At 63.6% G+C, this 17,940-nt stretch carries 9 protein-coding genes and 1 pseudogene; 2 read left to right on the top strand and 8 right to left on the bottom strand.

From position 1 onward, the window contains the following. Positions 1–16: 16 nt before the first annotated feature. From SNAS_RS07880 to SNAS_RS07865, 5 genes and pseudogenes are all read right to left on the bottom strand, one after another. The gene (locus tag SNAS_RS07880; RefSeq protein WP_013016874.1) at positions 17–700 is read right to left on the bottom strand and encodes a hypothetical protein; all 684 of its coding nucleotides are present in this window, start codon (positions 698–700) and stop codon (positions 17–19) included. Next, positions 690–3,350 carry an FtsK/SpoIIIE domain-containing protein gene (locus SNAS_RS07875; RefSeq protein ID WP_013016873.1) on the bottom strand — a complete coding sequence of 887 codons (2,661 nt, stop codon included), beginning with the start codon at positions 3,348–3,350 and terminating at the stop codon, positions 690–692. The genes SNAS_RS07880 and SNAS_RS07875 overlap by 11 nt, the downstream gene beginning before the upstream one ends. Before the next feature lie 193 nt (positions 3,351–3,543). Continuing rightward, entirely contained in the window at positions 3,544–4,347 is an 804-nt protein-coding gene (locus SNAS_RS33835; protein WP_013016872.1) for a hypothetical protein, read from the bottom strand. Positions 4,348–4,349: 2 nt separating this feature from the next. Continuing rightward, positions 4,350–4,622, bottom strand: a pseudogene (locus SNAS_RS37515) (hypothetical protein); the annotation flags it as partial. After that, positions 4,510–5,721 carry a hypothetical protein gene (locus tag SNAS_RS07865; protein WP_013016871.1) on the bottom strand — a complete coding sequence of 404 codons (1,212 nt, stop codon included), beginning with the start codon at positions 5,719–5,721 and terminating at the stop codon, positions 4,510–4,512. The pseudogene SNAS_RS37515 and the gene SNAS_RS07865, both read right to left, overlap by 113 nt. 228 nt (positions 5,722–5,949) lie before the next feature. Between SNAS_RS07865 and SNAS_RS07860 the strand changes: the two genes are divergently transcribed. Next, on the top strand, positions 5,950–9,363 hold the full coding sequence (locus SNAS_RS07860; protein WP_013016870.1) for a helicase-related protein: 3,414 nt from the start codon (positions 5,950–5,952) through the stop codon (positions 9,361–9,363). Between the two features lie 66 nt (positions 9,364–9,429). Here the strand turns inward: SNAS_RS07860 and SNAS_RS07855 are convergent, their stop codons facing one another. Beyond that, positions 9,430–12,759 (bottom strand): DUF499 domain-containing protein, encoded by a 3,330-nt coding sequence (locus SNAS_RS07855; protein WP_013016869.1) that lies wholly within the window; start codon positions 12,757–12,759, stop codon positions 9,430–9,432. 1 nt (position 12,760) lies between these two features. Further along, the gene (locus tag SNAS_RS07850; RefSeq protein ID WP_013016868.1) at positions 12,761–15,523 is read right to left on the bottom strand and encodes a DUF1156 domain-containing protein; all 2,763 of its coding nucleotides are present in this window, start codon (positions 15,521–15,523) and stop codon (positions 12,761–12,763) included. A gap of 315 nt (positions 15,524–15,838) precedes the next feature. Between SNAS_RS07850 and nucS the strand changes: the two genes are divergently transcribed. Continuing rightward, a complete protein-coding gene (nucS, locus tag SNAS_RS07845) occupies positions 15,839–16,504 on the top strand; it encodes an endonuclease NucS (RefSeq protein WP_041625782.1) in 666 nt (221 codons plus the stop codon). A 57-nt stretch (positions 16,505–16,561) separates the two neighbouring features. On the opposite strand, the gene SNAS_RS07840 is transcribed toward nucS, so the two are convergent. Further along, a complete protein-coding gene (locus SNAS_RS07840; protein WP_013016866.1) occupies positions 16,562–17,902 on the bottom strand; it encodes an NAD(P)/FAD-dependent oxidoreductase in 1,341 nt (446 codons plus the stop codon). Positions 17,903–17,940 lie beyond the last annotated feature (38 nt).

Here is a 17,940-nt window from a genome sequence, read left to right as displayed (position 1 = left end):
GTCTCAAGCCGGGGGCTCAGCCGACGAAGGTGAACGGCGCCATCGCGCACATCGCCACCACCGCGCCCACGATGCACGCTCCGATGTGGATCGGACGCGGGCCGATGCGGTGCCGGGTGGCCAGCCAGCCCGACAGCACCGGGATCCCCGCGAAGGCGCCGATGAACACCACGACCAGCGCGCCCGCCTGGCTGAGGGCCTGGGTGTGGCCGTCCTTGGAGTCCGACAGCAGCATCCCGGCGCCGATGGCGGCCAGCACCCCGATGACGACTCCGATGACCGCCGCGACCGGCACGGCGCGTTTGGGCGGCTCGAACGGGACCTCGCCGCGCTGTACCAGGGCGATGGTGCGGCGGGTGCGTTCCACCATCGCCTTGACGTCGGTGACCCCGGAGACGTCCTCGGCGGTGCCCGGCGGCGGCGTGATGACGGTGTACTTGGGACCGATGTAGGAGCCCAGGCGGCGCCAGATGTCGGCGCAGGTGTCGTCGACCTCGGTGACGAGTTTCTTGGCCGCCACGGCATCCCGCATCGCCGTGTCCCGTTCGGCCACCGCCTGCTGCGCGGTCTCCTTGACCTCGGCGGCCTCCCGGCGGTACCGGTCGGCGGCCTCGTCGCGGGTGCGGGTCGCCGAGACCACGGCCTTGGTGTACCGCTCGCAGGCCAGCCGGTAGGTCTCCATCAGGTTGTCAGTGCTCATCGGCGGGGCTCCCGGTCAGCATGTTGTCCACTGTCGGCAACACGGATTCGGTGTCGTACGGAATCAGCACCTCGGCCTGCCGGTGCACCGCGCGGTCGAAGAACAGGCCGCGGCGGGTGCGCGGATACCAGGCCGGGCCGCCCGGCTGCGGCGACAGCGGCGCCAGTTCGGGGCCCTGGACGTCCAGGGCCACCCAGGCGTCGATGGCGTCGAAGCGGGCCGCGTAGCCGCCCAGGTCCTCGCGCAGCCGGGGCACCGAACGCCACCAGCCGAAGGTGTGGACCCGGCGCTCCGGACCCGTCAACAGCATGCTGCGCAAGGCGTTGCGGCCCGCGGTGGTCAGCGAGGAACCCGCCGCGTCCACCGCGTACAGCAGCACCAGATGTGGACGGTCGGTGGGCTGTTCCTCCCACGCGGTCACGACCTCGTCCAGTTTGTCCTGCCAGTCGACGGTCGAGCCGGCGGCCTCGCAGGCCCAGGCCAGCCGGTAGGCGTGCGCGGCGGCGTCCGGGTCCAGGCAGCAGATCGTGACCCGCACGTCGGTGGTGCGGGCCACCGACAGCGCGGCACCGGCCAGCACGTCGCAGGCCTCGGTGGTGCGGGTGCCCAGGATGGCCAGGTTGCGGCCCGGCGTGCGGGTCAGCCGCAGCGTCGCGGCCCGCGAGGACACGTCGATGGCCTTGCCCAGCACCGCCACCGGCGTCGGGTCGGTGGTGGGCAGTTCGATGCGTTCGGGCAGCACCGGGACGTGGTCACCGTCGAACAGCAGCGGCGAGTCGTTGTCAGCCGGGCGTTGCCTCCACAGCTTCTCCTGCAACGGATCCCACACCGCGCGGTCGCTGGCGTTGGGGAGCCGCACCACCCGGTTCGCCTGGGTGACACCGGAATCGGAGTTGACCACGGCGTGGTAGCGCGGGATCTCCTCGGCGAGGTTGTTGGCCTCGGCCAGCAGCCTGCGGGCCTTGGGCAGCGCGATGCGCAGCGTGAACTGGGCGATCAGCGAGGGACGGCCCCACAGTGCCTCGATGCCCGCGACGTCCTGGCTGGCCAGCACCAGGTGGATGCCCTGGGAGCGGCCCCGGCGGGCCAGGTCCTCCAGCAGCGCGACGGCCTCGGCGGCCACCGAGTCGCGTCCGTCCAACAACACCTGGAACTCGTCGATGACGGCCATGATGCGCGGCCACCGGCCCTGCGGGTCGACGGCGCGCAGTTCCTCCAGTTTGGTGGCCTCGTGGCGTTTGGCGGCCTCGGCGCGGCGGCGCAGTTCCTGACGCAGGTACCGCAGCAGCGCCAGACCGAACTCGCGGTCGTCGTTGATGTTGACACCGACCAGCCGCACGTGCGGCAGCCAGCTGGGGTCGCGGCGGCCACCGGCGAAGCGCGCGAAGGACACGCCCTCCTTGAAGTCCAGCATGTACAGTGCCAGCTCGTCGGGGTGGTAGCGCGCCGTCAGGGCGCCCAGCCACGAGTAGATGAGGTTGGTCTTACCCGAACCGCTGGGCCCGCCGATGAGGGCGTGCGGCGGGTTGTCGCCCAGGACGATGTCGGCGAGCCTGCCGTCGCTGCCCTCCCCCAGCGGGACCGACAGCTCGCAGGCCGAGCTCTTGGTCCACAGTGTCTCGGGGATGAGGTCGGACAGCCGGGTCGGCTGTGGACCGGCGGCGTAGACCTCGGCGATGCGGCGGCAGGTTCCGGTGATGAGCGCCGAGGGCGGCGCCGGGTCGAGCCGCACCGGGGCCTGACCGGCCAGTGTGGTGCTGGTGGTGTCGAGGCTGAGCGTGTTGGCGTCGTCGGCGGCGTCGGTGCCCACGACGATGAGGTGGACGCCGCAGGCGACACCGGTGCGGCGGATGCGGGTCAGCTGAGCGCGCTGGTCCTTGGTCCAGTCGTCCATCTCGGCGCCCAGCAACACCAACAGCCGCCACGGTTCGGGGCGGCGTCCGGTGGTCTCGGCCAGTTCCCGCAGGGAAGCGTGGTCTCCGGCCAGGACGGTGGCGTTGATGCGGCGGATGTGCTCGACGTGTTCGTCAAGCATGTCCGACAGACCGTGCGGCCCGACGAAACTCAGCAGGCCCGCCGGGGCCAGCGGCGCGAAACCCGCCAGGCTGCCGCCGAGGCGCTCGGGGTCGTAGACGGTCAGGCGGCAGGCGCCCGGCTCGGCGCAACCGATGGCGCGCAACAGGACGCTGGGAAGCGCCGCCTCGGCGGCCCCGGCGATGCGCAGGTGCGAGTGGTCCATCAAACCGACCAGCGCGGGCGGGCGCTGGGTCTCGGCGTCGGCCGAGCCGATCGCGAGACTGCCGACCCGCAGCAGCGGCGCGGCCAGCGACCGGTCGACCGGCGCGGGGGTCCAGCGCGACCATTCGGCGTCGGCGCACGGGGCCGACAGTCGCGCCGTGACCTCGGTCAGCTCGGCGACGGCGTTGTCGATATCGGACTCCGCCTTGGCCGTGATGCGGTCGACCTCGGCGCGGTGGGTCGAGGTCAGCGCGGCCTGTTTCTCGCGCGCGGTGTCCATCGCGCGCGAGGCAGCGCGTTTGGCCTCGGTCGCCCGGCGGTCGGCGCGCTGCGCGAGCTGCCGCACCGCGCCGCGAGCCGTCGACAGTTCGGCGGCGACGTGACTGGCCAATCGGGAACGCCATCCGGCCATCAGCGATCCCTCCTTTTCGCAGTGGTGAAGGGTACGAGTGGGGTCCGTGCCGGGAGGTCGTGCCAGCCGCGAACGGCTGTCGTGTCGATGATGGCGTGGGCGGCCCCGGGGATAGACGACGGGCGGCTGTGTGGGCCGCGATGGCGGAGCATCACGGCCGTGGATCGTCGACCGGGTCCTTCGGTCGCGGACATCAGCGGTCCCCCTTCACCTTCTCGCGGGCCGAAAGCAGCGCCGCGACGATCGCCGGGCCGGTGGCGGCGGTGTCGGCGGGGTGCGGTTTCTCGTCGGTCTCGCGGCCCTCGGAGTCCTTGGCCACGTGGGGAAGGCTGCAGGCTCCGTGCAGTTGGGACAGTGTGACGTCCTCGGGGAGTTTCGGCAGCAGCCGGCGCACCGGGTCCCGCACCAGGCCGCGCAGCCGGTCGTCGTCCTTGGGGGTGGGCGCGTGGCCGAGGATGTCGGCGGTGAGGTTGCGGATCAGCGGCCACGACAGGCCCGGCAGTTTGGATCCGTTGCCGGCGCCCGCGACGAGCAGCCGGTCGCGGTAGCCGTCGCGGTCGCCGCGCCGGGCTCGTTCTACCAGTTCCGAGAACAGTCTGGTCACTGTCACCTCTCCGGGTTCGGTCTTCGCGTCGCCTTCGGAGATCGTGTTGACGCGTTCCCGCCACCAGTCGGCGCTTCCCGGGGCCACCTCCACCGGAACCGTTTCATCGGGTGATGTCGATTCATTGATATTACCGGCCGTGTTGAGGCCGATAGAGATCAGATACTCGTCCAGGTTGTCCGAGGCCGTGGACAGCACCGCCATCGCCTTGCTGACGTGCTCGCGGGCCCGCGCCAGCTGCGGGATGCCCGCCGGTTCCACCGATTCCCGCAGCGCGCTCGACAACCCGGCGTGGGCCTCGGCCAGCCGCTGTTCGGCCTTTTGGGTGTCGGGCACCGGAAGCTCGGCCGCGATGCCACGGACGCGGGCCCCCAGGGTCTCGATATCGGACATAACAGCGTTGCCGCGTAGGCTTCGGCCTGTTCGGCGGCCGCGACGGTGGCCGCCATGGACTGTTCCAGTTCCTGGTTCGCCTGCGCCAGCGCCGCCTGGGCCCCGGTGACCGAGGCGTGGGCGCTGCCCTTCAGGATCGCGCCGAGGGCCTGCTGCGCGGCCTCAAGGCGCTCCATGGCGGCGGTGATGGCGGCCTGACCGTCCTTCACCTGCTGCATCGCGGCGGTGATGGCGGCCTTGAGTTCCTCGACACTTATATTGGACACGATTTTCATTCTTACCGAACCCCGGACCGAAAAGCGTCCGGCGCGCGACACCAATCGCGCCTGATTTGTCGCATTCCCGACAGTTTTTACGCGTGAGGTGGGGGTTGACAGGCGCGCGGTGTAACTGTCCGCAGTGGCGACATCGCGGTCGGGTCTGCCGGAATCGGGCCAGTGCGGCCACGCCCACCCCGACGCCCCACACGAAGTAGGACGGGACCGCGATCCACATGAAACCGGCCCCGTAACCGGAACCGTCGTCGACGAACGCGGCCCCCGACACCGTATCGACGACCAGCTGCGCCAAGCCCATACCGAAGTAGACGGTCAGCCCGAGGCCGACGAAGAACGCCGGGCCCAGCACCAGCCAGCGCGGCACCCGCCGTCCGGCCAGCGGCAGCACCCACCGCGGCCACACCAGCCCGAACCGGTGCACCAGCGCGGTGGGCAACAGCACCCCGGCCAGCACGAAACCGACCTCGAAGACGAGCAGGGCCGCGCCGCCGTCGTACAAGAAGCCCTCGAAGCCCCACGCCAGCTGGGCGGCGATGCGCACCAGGCAACCGGCCACCGCGACGTACGCGGCCCATACCGCCCACGCGGGCGCCGACCGCTCTCGCGCGTCAGCGGGCCCGTCCGAGGCCCGTCCGAGGCGCCCGCACCGCGAGCACGCCCCGCGCAGCCGCCGCTGGTACGCCACCGCGGCCACCGCCAGCAGCCCCGCTCCCAACAGCATCCCGCCCCGACTGGCGACCGACACGAGACTCACCGGAATGCCAAGCCCCGCAAGGATTCCCCCGACGACGTCCAACAGGAACATCGGCGAGGCGACCACGATCGCGGCCACCGTCGCCCAGGCCCCGGCCAGCACCAGCCGCGACCGGCTGCTCAACCGCAACCCCACGGCGGCCAGCCCCGCCGCCACACACAACCCCACCGCACCCCAACCGGGGAAGATCACCAGGTCCTCGGGCATCGGCGCGAAAGTCGGCATGTGCCCGGCCGCCCAGTAGACGCGGATCGCGCCATAGGTCAGCGTCCAGGCCAGCACCGCCACCGGTGCCCAGGTCAGCGCCCGATACCGGGTCGGGTTCGTCGTCGTCGCGGTCATGGGTCCATGCTGTTCGCGCGTCCGTCCCACCGCCTGACCCCGACGGGTTGACCCCCTCCCCCACAAGGGGGATAGGGCTTTAGTACCTACACCAGATGTGGTGAGGAACCAACACGAACAGCTACCCTCAATGTGTGTCGTTTGTGCGATGAGCATCGATGCAAACGGGGGCCGAAACAAGGATGCTGAGCCTCTCGGTCAGACACCGGGAGCTGGTGAGGGGCACCCATGCTGCTCGATGAAATTACCCCCGGATCACGGCTGGCAGGGGTCATTCCCGCTGAGGTTGTCACCGTCATCGCGGCACAGTGGCATGGCACCGACGCATTGGAACTGACCTACAAGACTGCTGCGGGAGGACTCGCGCAGCGAGTGGTGTTTCGAAAGGACGAACACTCGCTTTCGACAGCCCGTACCGGGAGTCGTGCCTTCGACGCCCCCGCGAATGACTTCAAGCTCGTCGCCGAAGCACAGCGGATCACACTGGCTGGTCTGTTCGATCCGATGCTCGCGGTCGCGACCAGCGACGTCCGGCCGTTGCCGCACCAGATTCACGCCGTCTACGGCGAACTACTTCCACGTACACCGATGCGATTCCTGCTCGCGGACGACCCGGGCGCAGGCAAGACGATCATGGCGGGGCTTTACATCAAGGAACTGATCCTGCGCGACGACGTGCAGCGTTGTCTCGTAGTGGCACCGGGCGGATTGGTCGAACAGTGGCAGGACGAACTGTTCTTCAAGTTCGGACTGCGTTTCGACCTGCTCACGAACCAGCTCATCGAGGCGAGCGTCAATCTGAACGTCTTCGAATCCAGCCCGCTGTTGATCGCGCGCATGGATCAACTCTCCCGAAACGATGAGTTGCGAGCACAGTTGAAGGAGACCGAATGGGATCTGATCATCGTGGACGAAGCGCATCGGATGGGAGCACACTACTTCGGCGGCAAGCTGGAGAAGACCAAGCGCTTCCAGCTCGGTGAGCTACTCGGCCAGATCACCCGCCATTTCCTGCTGATGACGGCGACCCCTCATTCGGGCAAGGAAGAAGACTTCCAACTTTTCCTCACGCTGTTGGACCGGGACCGGTTCGAGGGCCGCTCCAAGTCCGCCGTCGACACTGGCGGCATCATGAGACGAATGATCAAAGAGGACCTCCTCACTTTCGACGGCAGGAAACTGTTTCCCGAGCGGATCGCCGAGACTGTTCCATATGAGCTCACCGCCGATGAATGCCACTTGTATGAGCGGGTTACCGAATACGTGCGCACCGGAATGAACCGAGCGGAGAAGCTTGGTGGCAAACGAAGGAACACCGTCGGGTTCGCGCTGACGGTGCTGCAGCGTCGACTCGCCTCCAGCCCGGAAGCGATCTATCAGAGTCTGGTTCGGCGGTCACGGCGTCTGGAGCGCAAGAAGCGCGAGATCCTTGACGGCACGAATCAGGAGATCGAACCCTCCATCGATCTTCGTGGACTCGACTTCGATGATTACAACGCCGAAGAGATCGAAACCCTCGAGGAGGAACTCCTCGACTCCGCGACCGCGGCCCAGACTGTGACAGAACTCGAAAAAGAGCTGGACGATCTGACCACGTTGACGACACTCTCCAAGCAGGTCCGTGACTCAGGAAAGGACCGCAAATGGACTGAATTGTCGACAATCCTCCAAGACAACGCACTGATCACAGACAAGAGCGGCTCCCCGCGGAAGTTCATCATCTTCACCGAACATCGCGACACCCTCGAGTACCTCCGGGGGCGTATCACCTCTCTCCTGGGCCGCCCAGACGCTGTCCGAGCCATCCACGGTGGCGTACGCCGCGGTGAGCGACGTCAGATCACCGAGGAGTTCACACAGAACAGTGACTGCCAAATCCTCATCGCCACCGACGCCGCCGGTGAGGGCTTGAACCTGCAAGCCGCTCACCTGATGGTGAACTATGACCTGCCATGGAATCCGAACCGGATCGAACAACGTTTCGGCCGGATCCACCGCATCGGCCAGGAAGAGGTCTGTCGGCTGTGGAACATCGTCGCTTCCAACACACGCGAGGGTGAGGTTTTCACGCGCTTGCTGGAGAAGATCAGCGAGATGGGCAGAGCGTATGGGGGAAAGGTGTTCGACGTCCTCGGTGAGGCGTTCACCGAGACCCCACTGCGAAACCTGCTGTTGGACGCGATCCAGTACGGCGAACGCCCCGATATCCGAGCGAAGATGCACCAGATCATCGATGCCAGCGTCGGGGACGGCGTCAAAGAACTGCTGAACGAACGGGCTCTCGCAGTCGAGCACCTCGCTGAAGCGGATCTCGCGGAACTACGTGCCGCAATGGACGAAGCACGTGCCCGACGCCTACAACCGCACTACATCGAGCTCGCCTTCAAAGCGGCGTTCACCCGGCTCGGCGGTCGTATCGCAAGACGAGAACGCGGGCGTTACGAGATCACCAACGTGCCGGCGCATCTCAGGACCGGTCAGGGCTGGCCCATCGCGACACGCTACGAGCGGGTTACCTTCGATCTTGATCATGCCACTGGTGCTGCTGGCCAACCTCGGGCAGATCTTCTAGCGCCCGGACATCCGCTGCACGACGCTGTGATGACTGACTCCATCAAGAAGTTCAACAGCGTTCTCAATTCCGGCACTGTGCTGGTGTCCGCGACCCTCGACGAGATCCACTTGCTCGTGGGCGTCATCGAGGAGGTCGTGGACGCGACCGGAGCCAGCGTGGCGCGCCGTTTCGGGTATGCGTTCGTCGACAGTTCCGGTGTGGTCAAACCTGCTGGACCGGCGCCTTACCTCGACTGTGTCGCCGCTCCTGAGACGCCCACCGTCGCGGGGGTTCGCGCTCAATCGTGGCTTGCGGACGCGGAGGACAAGGCGATCAGCTGGATCATCACCAACCGGCTACCGGACTACCTTGCCGAGGTTCAGTCCTCGCGCACTACCGAACTCTCCAAGACACGCCACCTGGTCATCCAAAGGCTCCGCGCGGAAAGTGAGCGCCTTCTTTACGATGCCGCGATCGCGTCGGAAAACGAACACAAGAGCGAGAAGCCAAAAGAGTCGTCCGAAAGCCTCAACCGCAAGGCCATGGAACTCGACGTGCGGCTTCGCCGTCGACTGGAACTGTTCGACCAGCAGCTCTCGATGTCGACGAAGCCGCCGCTCATAGTCACCGCCGCACTCATTCTGCCGGTCGACGTGTTTGACGGAGATCTGCCGCCTAACGCACCCATACACGCCAAAGAGACCAAGGAGGTCGAACGGCGGGGCGTCGACCTGGTGATGGCAAGCGAACAGGGACTTGGACGGCGACCTGTTGAACAGCCATTCAACAACAAGGGTTTCGACATTCTGTCCACAGCTCCGAACGGTGAAACTTTCCGAATTGAGGTCAAAGCACGGATTGATGGTGCGAAGAATTTCTTTGTCACCCACAACGAGGTCCTGACTGGCAAGAACGCCGTGCCGCGGTATCGGCTTGCGCTGGTCAGGGTTGATCCGCAGGGCCCGGAGCATGATGAAGTTCGTTACCTCGATGACCCTTTCGCCACAATCGAGCTGGGCGATTTCGATGCCATGGGTATCAGCGCCGACTGGCCACGTAACTGGAAGAAGGGTGCGCCACCCTTCTAATTGGTCTCCATGTTCGCCTTGGGCAACTGGAATCGTCGAGGCGGAAGTCCTGTGCGGCAGAGATTTTCAGCTTTCCTCGAAGCCGGACTGGTCGAACTTGAGGGTGCGTGCGTTCTCGGAGACCGTACGCACACGGTTCTCGTCAAAGCCGGACTCGTCAGTCGCTTCAATCTCGATCCGCACGGTGACGGTGCTCGTGTCCGCGCGCAGATGAGCGATGACTTCCTCAGCGATGTTCTTGAATCCCAGCGCCATTTTTTCGCTGTTGAGGGTCTTGACACCGAAGAAGCGAGTCTTGACGTGGAGGTGCTGAGGGCTGGGGTGTTGGGGATCTGGCTTGATGGGGTTCTCAGTGTCCAGTCCGATGGGTCCAACGATTGGTTCCGCAGTGGCTTCTTCGGTGTTCCTCTGTGCGGTGGCAACATCAGGGCGGACGACCAGGAGAGAATCGGTAGCCGGTGGAGGTGGCCGGTTGTCGTCCGGGATCCAAAGGTTGACGTAGTGGCCGTCTGATTCCTCGTAGCCTTCTGCGAGCGCGAAAGCGTCGGTCTGCCAGATCAACGGAATGTCGACTATGCCCTCATTGAGGACACGGCGGTCACGCAGGCGCGGCATGTAGGGATATTGGCTGCAGAGGCCCCACAGAGTTCCAAGGGAGACGTGACCGTCGTTCCAGATCTGCGGCACTTTGTTGATAGCCAGTCGGATCGTCGCGGCCGCTTGACGAGTGGACAGGTCACCATCGTTGCTGAGGCGTCGCGAAACCCGCTCTGCGAGCGCATCGGACTGTCCTTCAACCTTGATTTCCCGCACGACGAACGGCGCGCTCGGATCGGGCTGCGCGGGGATGAGCGCCCAGACGAAGGTTTGCAGCAGGCGCGTAGTCACCGTTTGATCGGCCTGTTCCTGGCGCTGCTCTGCCTGCTTCTTCTGATTCTGGGTCAGATCGAGATCCACCTCGTTGTCGAGGACATGTTTCCAGCCTAGGTAGTCGCGAATAGCTGCCTCAAGCTCTTCCAACCGGTCTTCATCGGCCGCGAGGTAGACGAGCATGTTGCGGTGAGTGCGGTTGGCGCTTCCCCGCTGTTCGGTGGCCCTCTTGGCGAAATCCTTCGCCACCGACTCGATAGCGCGCTTGTGCGCGACCTTGGGGTGAAGGATTGCCAAACGGGCTTCGTCGGTGTCAGGGATGTCGGCGTTGGTTTCGGGGCAGATGTGCAGTCCGGTGAAGTCGCCGCGCGTGTTGGTCTGATGTTTGAGTCGACGGACGATGTCGGCCCACACATCCTCTTTGTGCAACCTCTCGGCTTGGTCCTTCGCGGTACGCGTGATGTTGGGTTGGAGGTCGTACCAGTACTTTCCGGAACCGGAATAGAAGTACGTCGCCCGGTCACAGAGCCGTGTTAGCGCGGAGTGGAAGTTCCCTGGGACATCACCAGGAACGGCGGTGCCTAGGAAGACTCGCTTGGCGCTGACACCCTTATGAATCGATTTGGGCGCGATGGTCGGTGCTGCGCCGAAGAACACCGTCCGCGCGAGGCGCTTGGTCAGCGACCGTTGGCCGTAGAGCGGTTTCTCCGCATCGATCCTGGCGGGTTCTGAGTTTGGCCCATCCACATCGGCATCGATGATCGCTTTCCAGGAATCTTGAAGGTACTGAGTTAGTTCAGAGTTCACCTTCCCTGCTGCCAGCGGGATCGACGACGGCATGATCAGCGGCGCGGCATCCTCGCCAGTCCACAATGCGTGGATAACCATACTCATCAGACGGAGCACGCCACGGGTGCGCTGGAAGCGTTCCAGTGACGACCACTCTTCGTAGAGAGTGTCGAACAGTTCTGGGTGGATCGGGTACGTTCGCTTGATTCGATTCTCGTACGCAGAGTTTCTTGCTTCGCGAGGGAAGTCATCGGTGTACTTGCGATACATGTCCACATAGGCGCGAGCAGTGGCGCTGATCGCGGCGAGCGCGGCGGCGTCGACCTGTTTGAACAGCCGCTGCTTCACGATGTGGTAAGCCTCGTCAGATGAGGCGGGACGCCACTGGTCAGCTACTCGCCGCACGACGTTCTGAAGTCGTTCCAGAGCCTCAAGCCCGTTGGTTCCGCCGACCTCTTCGGCGGTGCCTGCGACGGGTTCGGCGTTCTCACCGCGCTCGGATGCGGGGATGGAGATGGCTAGCAGGATTCCGGAGGTGCCCTTTGCGGTCTCGGTGAGAGACTGAGCAAATGTGAACTGGTCGTCGAAGGTGCCGCCGGCGAGGTCGTCGCGGCCAACCAAGGACCGAGCGTAGGCAACCCATTCGTCGATCAGGATCACGGCTGGGGAGTACAGGGCCAGTAGGTCGTGCAGGGCGTCTCCGGGATGCGTGCGATCTCTGTCGGCGGCGGCGACGAGTTCGAAGGCTTCGGCGCCGCCAAGTTGCCATGCGAGTTCGCCCCAGATCGTGTTGACCTGCATGCCGTCGTTTTTTGTGGATCCTGTGGGGCTGAGGTGGTTGCCGACGATCGCGACTCGGTTGATCTTCTCGCCGTTGTAGCCACTTGCGGTTAGCAGTTCTTGGGTGTCCTGGGAGAATTCGCCGATGGGGAGTCCGGCGGCGATGTGCCATAGGGACAGCATCGAGTGTGTTTTTCCGCCTCCAAAGTTCGTTTGGAGATTGATGACCGGGGAAGCGTTGTCGTCACCGGAGAGGCGGCGTACGGCTCGGGTGATGAGGTCACGCAGACCTTCGGTGAGGTAAGTGCGATTGAAGAATTCGACGGGGTCAGAGTAGTCGGTGTCCAACTCACCGCCGGTGGAGACTTTGTAGAGGTCGGCGGCGAATTCGGATGCGTGGAAGTTGCCGGTCGCTACGTCATCGTGGGGCGGAAGTACTTCGCGCCAGGGTTTCAAGCCAGAGGCTTCGGGATTGTCGACTGCGGCTTTGAGAGCTTTCTTGTCGTCTTTGTCGGCCGTGACGCGGCGAAGGTTGAGTCGGATCTGGGCGATGTCGTCGCTGGTACCGGCGGCTCCGATTGCGGTGGCGAGGCGCTGGGCGGTGTCGAGGGCTCGGTAGGCGTCGTCGTCGGTGAAAGCTTTACCGTGGGCCCAGGTGTGACGGACTTGCAGGAGCTCGGAGGCGTAGGCCTCGTGGGTGCGGTTGAGATGCGAGCGAAGGGGATTCCAGCCAGATCGGAAGCGGTTGGTGTAGTTCTGGGTGATGAGCTTTAGCTGGATTGAGATGTCGCCGTGGTGCACTTCGCGGCCGTTGTTAGCTTCGGCGGCGGTGACGATGTCGACCCAGGTGCGCCCGGCGCCGAGTTGGCGGTTGAGGATTCGGGAGAGGAAGCCGTCTAGTTGGGGGGCTAGGAGGTCGAACATCTGGCCTATGCGGTCGCGGTTGCTGGTGGCCATGTCAGTTGTCCTCGTCGGGAAGGTTCAGTGAGGGCTGCATGTATCCAGGCTCTTCTGCGGATCGCGCCGCCTCGAGGATCTCGGGCCAGCTTGTAACTAGGTTGTTGAAGCTAAGCGCGTCATGGGCCCAACCGTGGTTTTCGGAGATACGGAACAACAGGTGGCCAAGTTCTTTGATGATGTCTGCGTTGATCTCTTCCTCCGAGCGGCTCAACGCGGTGTGAAGAAATTCGCCAGCTCGCGGGATCCCATTGCGTTCCACGATTTTGACTAGGTGATGCAGCGCTTCCCAATTGCTGGTGACACCGTCTTGGAGTACGTGGTACTTCTTCGGCAGGTCCAACGGTCTGATGAGTTGAACCTTGCTTGCTCGGCTCGTAAGAATCCCGGCACCACTCATCGTGTCGACACTGGTGTTTCGAGCCCGGGCGAGACTGTCCGCGTTGCCGAACTCTCCCGCCCCATATCCGTGCTGGCGGTACCACGTGACGGCGAAGCGAGTGGTCTCGTCGAAGTCACCCTCTTGTTCGGACAGTACTTGGTCGAGAACCTCATTGATCCGAGCCAGTGCTGATCTGACGGACATCTTTGAACCATCGTTCTCGATTACCGCAGCGTAACGACTGAACACCGCCATTCCGGGACCGATCGCGGCTTGCGGCAAGTCGACAGGGGAAATCTGACCATGCTGCATTTTGCGTAGCGCTTCGGGAAGTTCGGCTTCCAGAGCTCTAATAAACCCTCGTCGATCCGTCGTAGAAGCATTCTTAGGACACGGTCGAAGGGACAGTACTATTGAGGAGGCGAGCGAATTCGTTCCGCTTGCCAACATTCGGTTCGAAAGCTCGCTGCGCAACGGCCATGTAGACGTTATCTCCCAGCCAGCATGGATCATGCTTTCCAGGAAGGTTTCCCAACCCGTTGAAGCTTTGCCCGTTTCATCAATGCTGTTCTGCTTGAATGCATAGTAAACAGTTATGGGCAAGCCCATACGGTCAGCGTTACGAGCAAGAGTAAAGACCTTTCGAAAACCGTCTTCAAAGAATTTCCTTGCCTTCGCCTTGCCTCCATGGCGATACGGGTTAGCGACAAGTTCCTGCTCTTTCGGCACAAGCACCGTTGCAAACAGATCGGGATAAATTGACCATAGTGATCGCCGAAGCCACACATAGAAGTAGTCGGAAAGATCTGAATAACTGATATTGTCGTAGTATGGTGGGTCTGTACTAAGTGGTACTCCATTATAACGACGCGAAGCAGCATCGCTCTGACTTATCGATGTTCCTCCTTTACTACAAAGTCCTTCAATTGCCTCAGCCGTCCAAAGAAGCGAATTACTGAAAGAACCCGTGTTCGCGCCAAGCGGCTCGACCTCTGCGAAATCCCATACCATAGGAAGTGCTTGGCGAGCGAATGTTGAGCTGGTTGACTCACGCGAAACATACCAATTGACAAGAGTAGAATTCCGATCTGTCATCTTGCTGACTACAAGTCCAAGGTAGGTCGAAACGGCGTCGGCATACTCAGTCTTGCCTCCATCAGCGAGGACACGATCACGAGCCTCAGAGATGAGGTCGCTGAAAGTCGTAAGCGCGACAAGTTGACGATTAGTGAAAAGATCTGAAAATTTCGTCAAGCCATACTGTGGTGTCCAGATATTGCGTGGGTCGTAGCCAAGTTCCTGTTCTGGCACATCGTTCGGTCGCTCGACTTGCGCAGCTGTGACATGCTCTTCTGTCGGAGAAATGTAGATCCGTTGACGTTTGCCTTCTGTAACAACAGCCATAAGTGTCGCGCCCATTCGTCCAGCCATGCCTTCAGATTTGATGTGATCCTTGCTCACTAGCGAGCCACAGGCAATGCAACTGCCGCCCTTACGCCCTGACATTGTGCCGTCGCTTTCCTTGGTTGGCATACCGGCCGTATCGTGACCAATCTCGAACTTCACCCGATATCCCGAAGTATGACTAGGGTCGGCGACCACGGAAGGAACCACGTACGCTTCCTTCCCTTTCTTCTTGCCCAACCACCATGACCGGACCAGTGGCATCTCAATGCGACAGGCAGGGTTGGGGCAGGTTACACTACGGGCCCAGATCCAAGCGATGACTGTAGCTTTTGAACCATCGGGAAGATGGGCCTTTGGGTAGAGGTGGCCAATCCGATCCTCAGCCTCCTCGCCCATCCAGGCACCATAGGCACGAACATCTGCAGCAAGTCCCTGTGTCCCCTTCCAAACCCGAAACTCAGAGTCTGCCAGCCCAGGAAAGACAGGCAGCTGGCCATGGAATTTTGGCGGGAGCTCAATTAGGGCTTTGTTGATAAGAACTGCAACCGGATTGAGATCAGAGGCATATGCTTCCAGGCCAAGACGTTTTGCTTCAAGCGGTATAGAACCACCGCCAGCGAATGGATCTAGAATCGGTGGCGGGTAGTCGTTTGTGGAATTTAGGATCTCAGCATATGCCTCAGCGAACAGTTTCTCGTCCCGAGCATTTTCCCATACGACAAGCCGCTCGATAAGTTTGTGCAGCCGCTCGCGCTCTTTACGTTGCAGCTCCTCAGTTGGGAATTCCTCGGGCCGAGAGGATGGATCATCGACAAGCTGCGCGAACAGCACTGCCCGAGCCGCCGCAAGTGGGCGACGAGCCCACCAGAGATGCAACGTCGACGGATGTCCATGCCGAATCGACTTCTCCCGTGCCGACTCACGGTTTATTGCTTCTAGGGGTAGTGCGACCTCAATCAGTTTCCGCTTACGCATCGCCCACCAGCCCCTCGATTTCAGATCTGGTGCCGCACTATCGTCGCTTTACGGCGTCTGCGCGGCATACATAAAAGCAAATATAATAAATATATGGGCATAGATCGATTGCCCTTTTAACTGAATGTTGACGTGGTTAACTCACAACGAGATTGAGACTTTCAGCTCTAACATTCGACGCAAACTAATGGTAGAAGTCACTAGCGTCCATACCCTTGCCGCTCAATCAGCAGTGAATCCAGCTGCAACCACCCGTGAACCCACCAGGCAAGGGGGATGCTCGGGCTGGGTTTGGCGCTGGCTACGCTGTCGCGCATGCGTCTCGTCATCGCGCGCTGTTCGGTGGACTACACCGGACGGCTGTCCGCACACCTGCCCATGGCTCCCCGGCTGCTGATGCTCAAGGCGGACGGCAGCATCCTCGTACACGCCGACGGGGGTTCGTACAAGCCCCTGAACTGGATGACACCGCCGTGCTCGCTCAAAGAGGAGGATGGCTTGTGGACGGTGACGAACAACAAGTCCGGTGACACGCTGCGGATCACGATCGAGGAGATCCTGCACGACACGACCCACGAGCTGGGTGTGGACCCGGGCTTGCAGAAGGACGGGGTGGAGGCGCACCTGCAGGAGCTGCTGGCCGCCGACCCGACGCCGATCGGCGAGGGGTATTCGCTGGTGCGGCGGGAGTTCCCGACCGCGATCGGGCCGGTCGATCTGATGTGCCGGGATTCCGAGGGCGTCAGTGTGGCCGTGGAGATCAAGCGGCGCGGCGAGATCGACGGTGTGGAGCAGTTGACCAGGTATCTGGAGCTGCTGAACCGGGATCCGTTGTTGGCTCCCGTGCAGGGGGTGTTCTGCGCTCAGGTGATCAAGCCGCAGGCGCGGGTGCTGGCCGAGGATCGCGGCATCCGGTGCGTGACGGTGGACTACGACACCCTGCGCGGCACCGTGGACGACTCGCAGCCGACGCTGTTCTAGCGGCCTCGGGCCGTCCGGCGACTTCGTTGTCGCGGACGGCCGGCGGGAGACGGCGGGCTAGCCGACGTCGCCGTCGAGGCTCTTGCCGGAGGCGATCTCCTCGAAGGGTTTGCGCGGGTCGTGAAGTTCGCCGAGCTGGACGGTCTCGCGTTTGGTGAACAGCGCCAGCGTCCAGTCGGCCACCACCCGGGTCTTGCGGCCCAGGCCGGGGACCCGCAGCAGGTGGTACGAGCGGTGCATGAACCAGGCGAACAGGCCCTTGCCCTTGATGCCGTACACGTGGGCCACACCCTTGTGGAGCCCGAGGCTGGCGACCGAGCCGACGTACTTGTGCTTGTACTGCTTGGGTTCGCGGCCGTAGAGCTCGGCGCGGATGTTGTCGGCCAGCGTCGCGGCCTGCCGCACCGCGTGCTGCGCGTTGGGCGCGCAGTACTCGGTGAAGCCCGACAGGTCCGGGACCTGGGCGGAGTCGCCCGCGCCCCAGGCGCCTTGCAGAATGCCGTTGTCGTCGTGGACCCGCAGGGTGGGGTCGCACAGCAGGTGGCCCTTGGGGCCCAGCGGCAGGTCGGTCGCGGTGAGCATCGGGTGCGGTTTGACGCCCGCGGTCCACACGATCGTGTCGGCGTCGAACTCCTCACCGTCGGACAGGACGATGTGTCCGTCCACGCAGGACTTCAGGAGCGTGTTGAGTCGGATGTCGAGGCCGCGTTTGATGAGCCGTTCGACGGCGTAGACGCCCATCTCGGGCCCGACCTCGGGCAGGATCTTCTGCGACGCCTCCACCAGGGTCCAGCGCAGCTGGTCGGGTGACAGTTCCTCGTAGTCCTCGATGACGTCGCGGCACATGTCCTCCAGTTCGGCCATGGCCTCCACCCCGGCGAAGCCGCCGCCGATGAAGACGAACGACAGTGCCTTGCGGCGCACCTCCTCGTCGGTGGTGGCCGCGGCGACGTCGAGCCGCTGCAGGACGTGGTTGCGCAGGAAGATGGCCTCACCCATGGTCTTGAAGCCGACGGCGCACTCGGCCAGACCGGGGATGGGCAGCGTGCGCGACACCGAGCCGGGGGCCACCACGATGTGGTCGTAGGTGATGTCGCGGGGTGGGCCGACGATGGGCTGGACCGTGACGGTCTTGTCGGCGTGGGTGATGCGGGTTACGGCCCCGGCGACGATGCGGCAGCGCTTGAGGGCGCGCCGCAGCGGGATGACGCCGTGGCGGGGCGAGATGTGTCCGGCGGCTGCTTCGGGCAGGAAGGGCTGATAGGTCATGTGCTGTTGCGGGTCGACGACCATGACCTCGACGTCCCCGCGGCGTATGTCGCCGCGGAGCTTGTGCGAGAGACGATCGGCCACATAGAACCCGACGTGACCTGCTCCGACTATCAATATCCGTTTCACATCTTCATCCTCTCTCGCGGAGGAGTCCGTGTGTCTTG

This window comes from Stackebrandtia nassauensis DSM 44728 (assembly GCF_000024545.1).
Classification (GTDB): Bacteria; Actinomycetota; Actinomycetes; order Mycobacteriales; family Micromonosporaceae; genus Stackebrandtia; species Stackebrandtia nassauensis.
The sequence above is the reverse complement of the archived record's forward strand: the minus strand, read 5'-3'. Positions and strand labels throughout refer to the sequence as shown.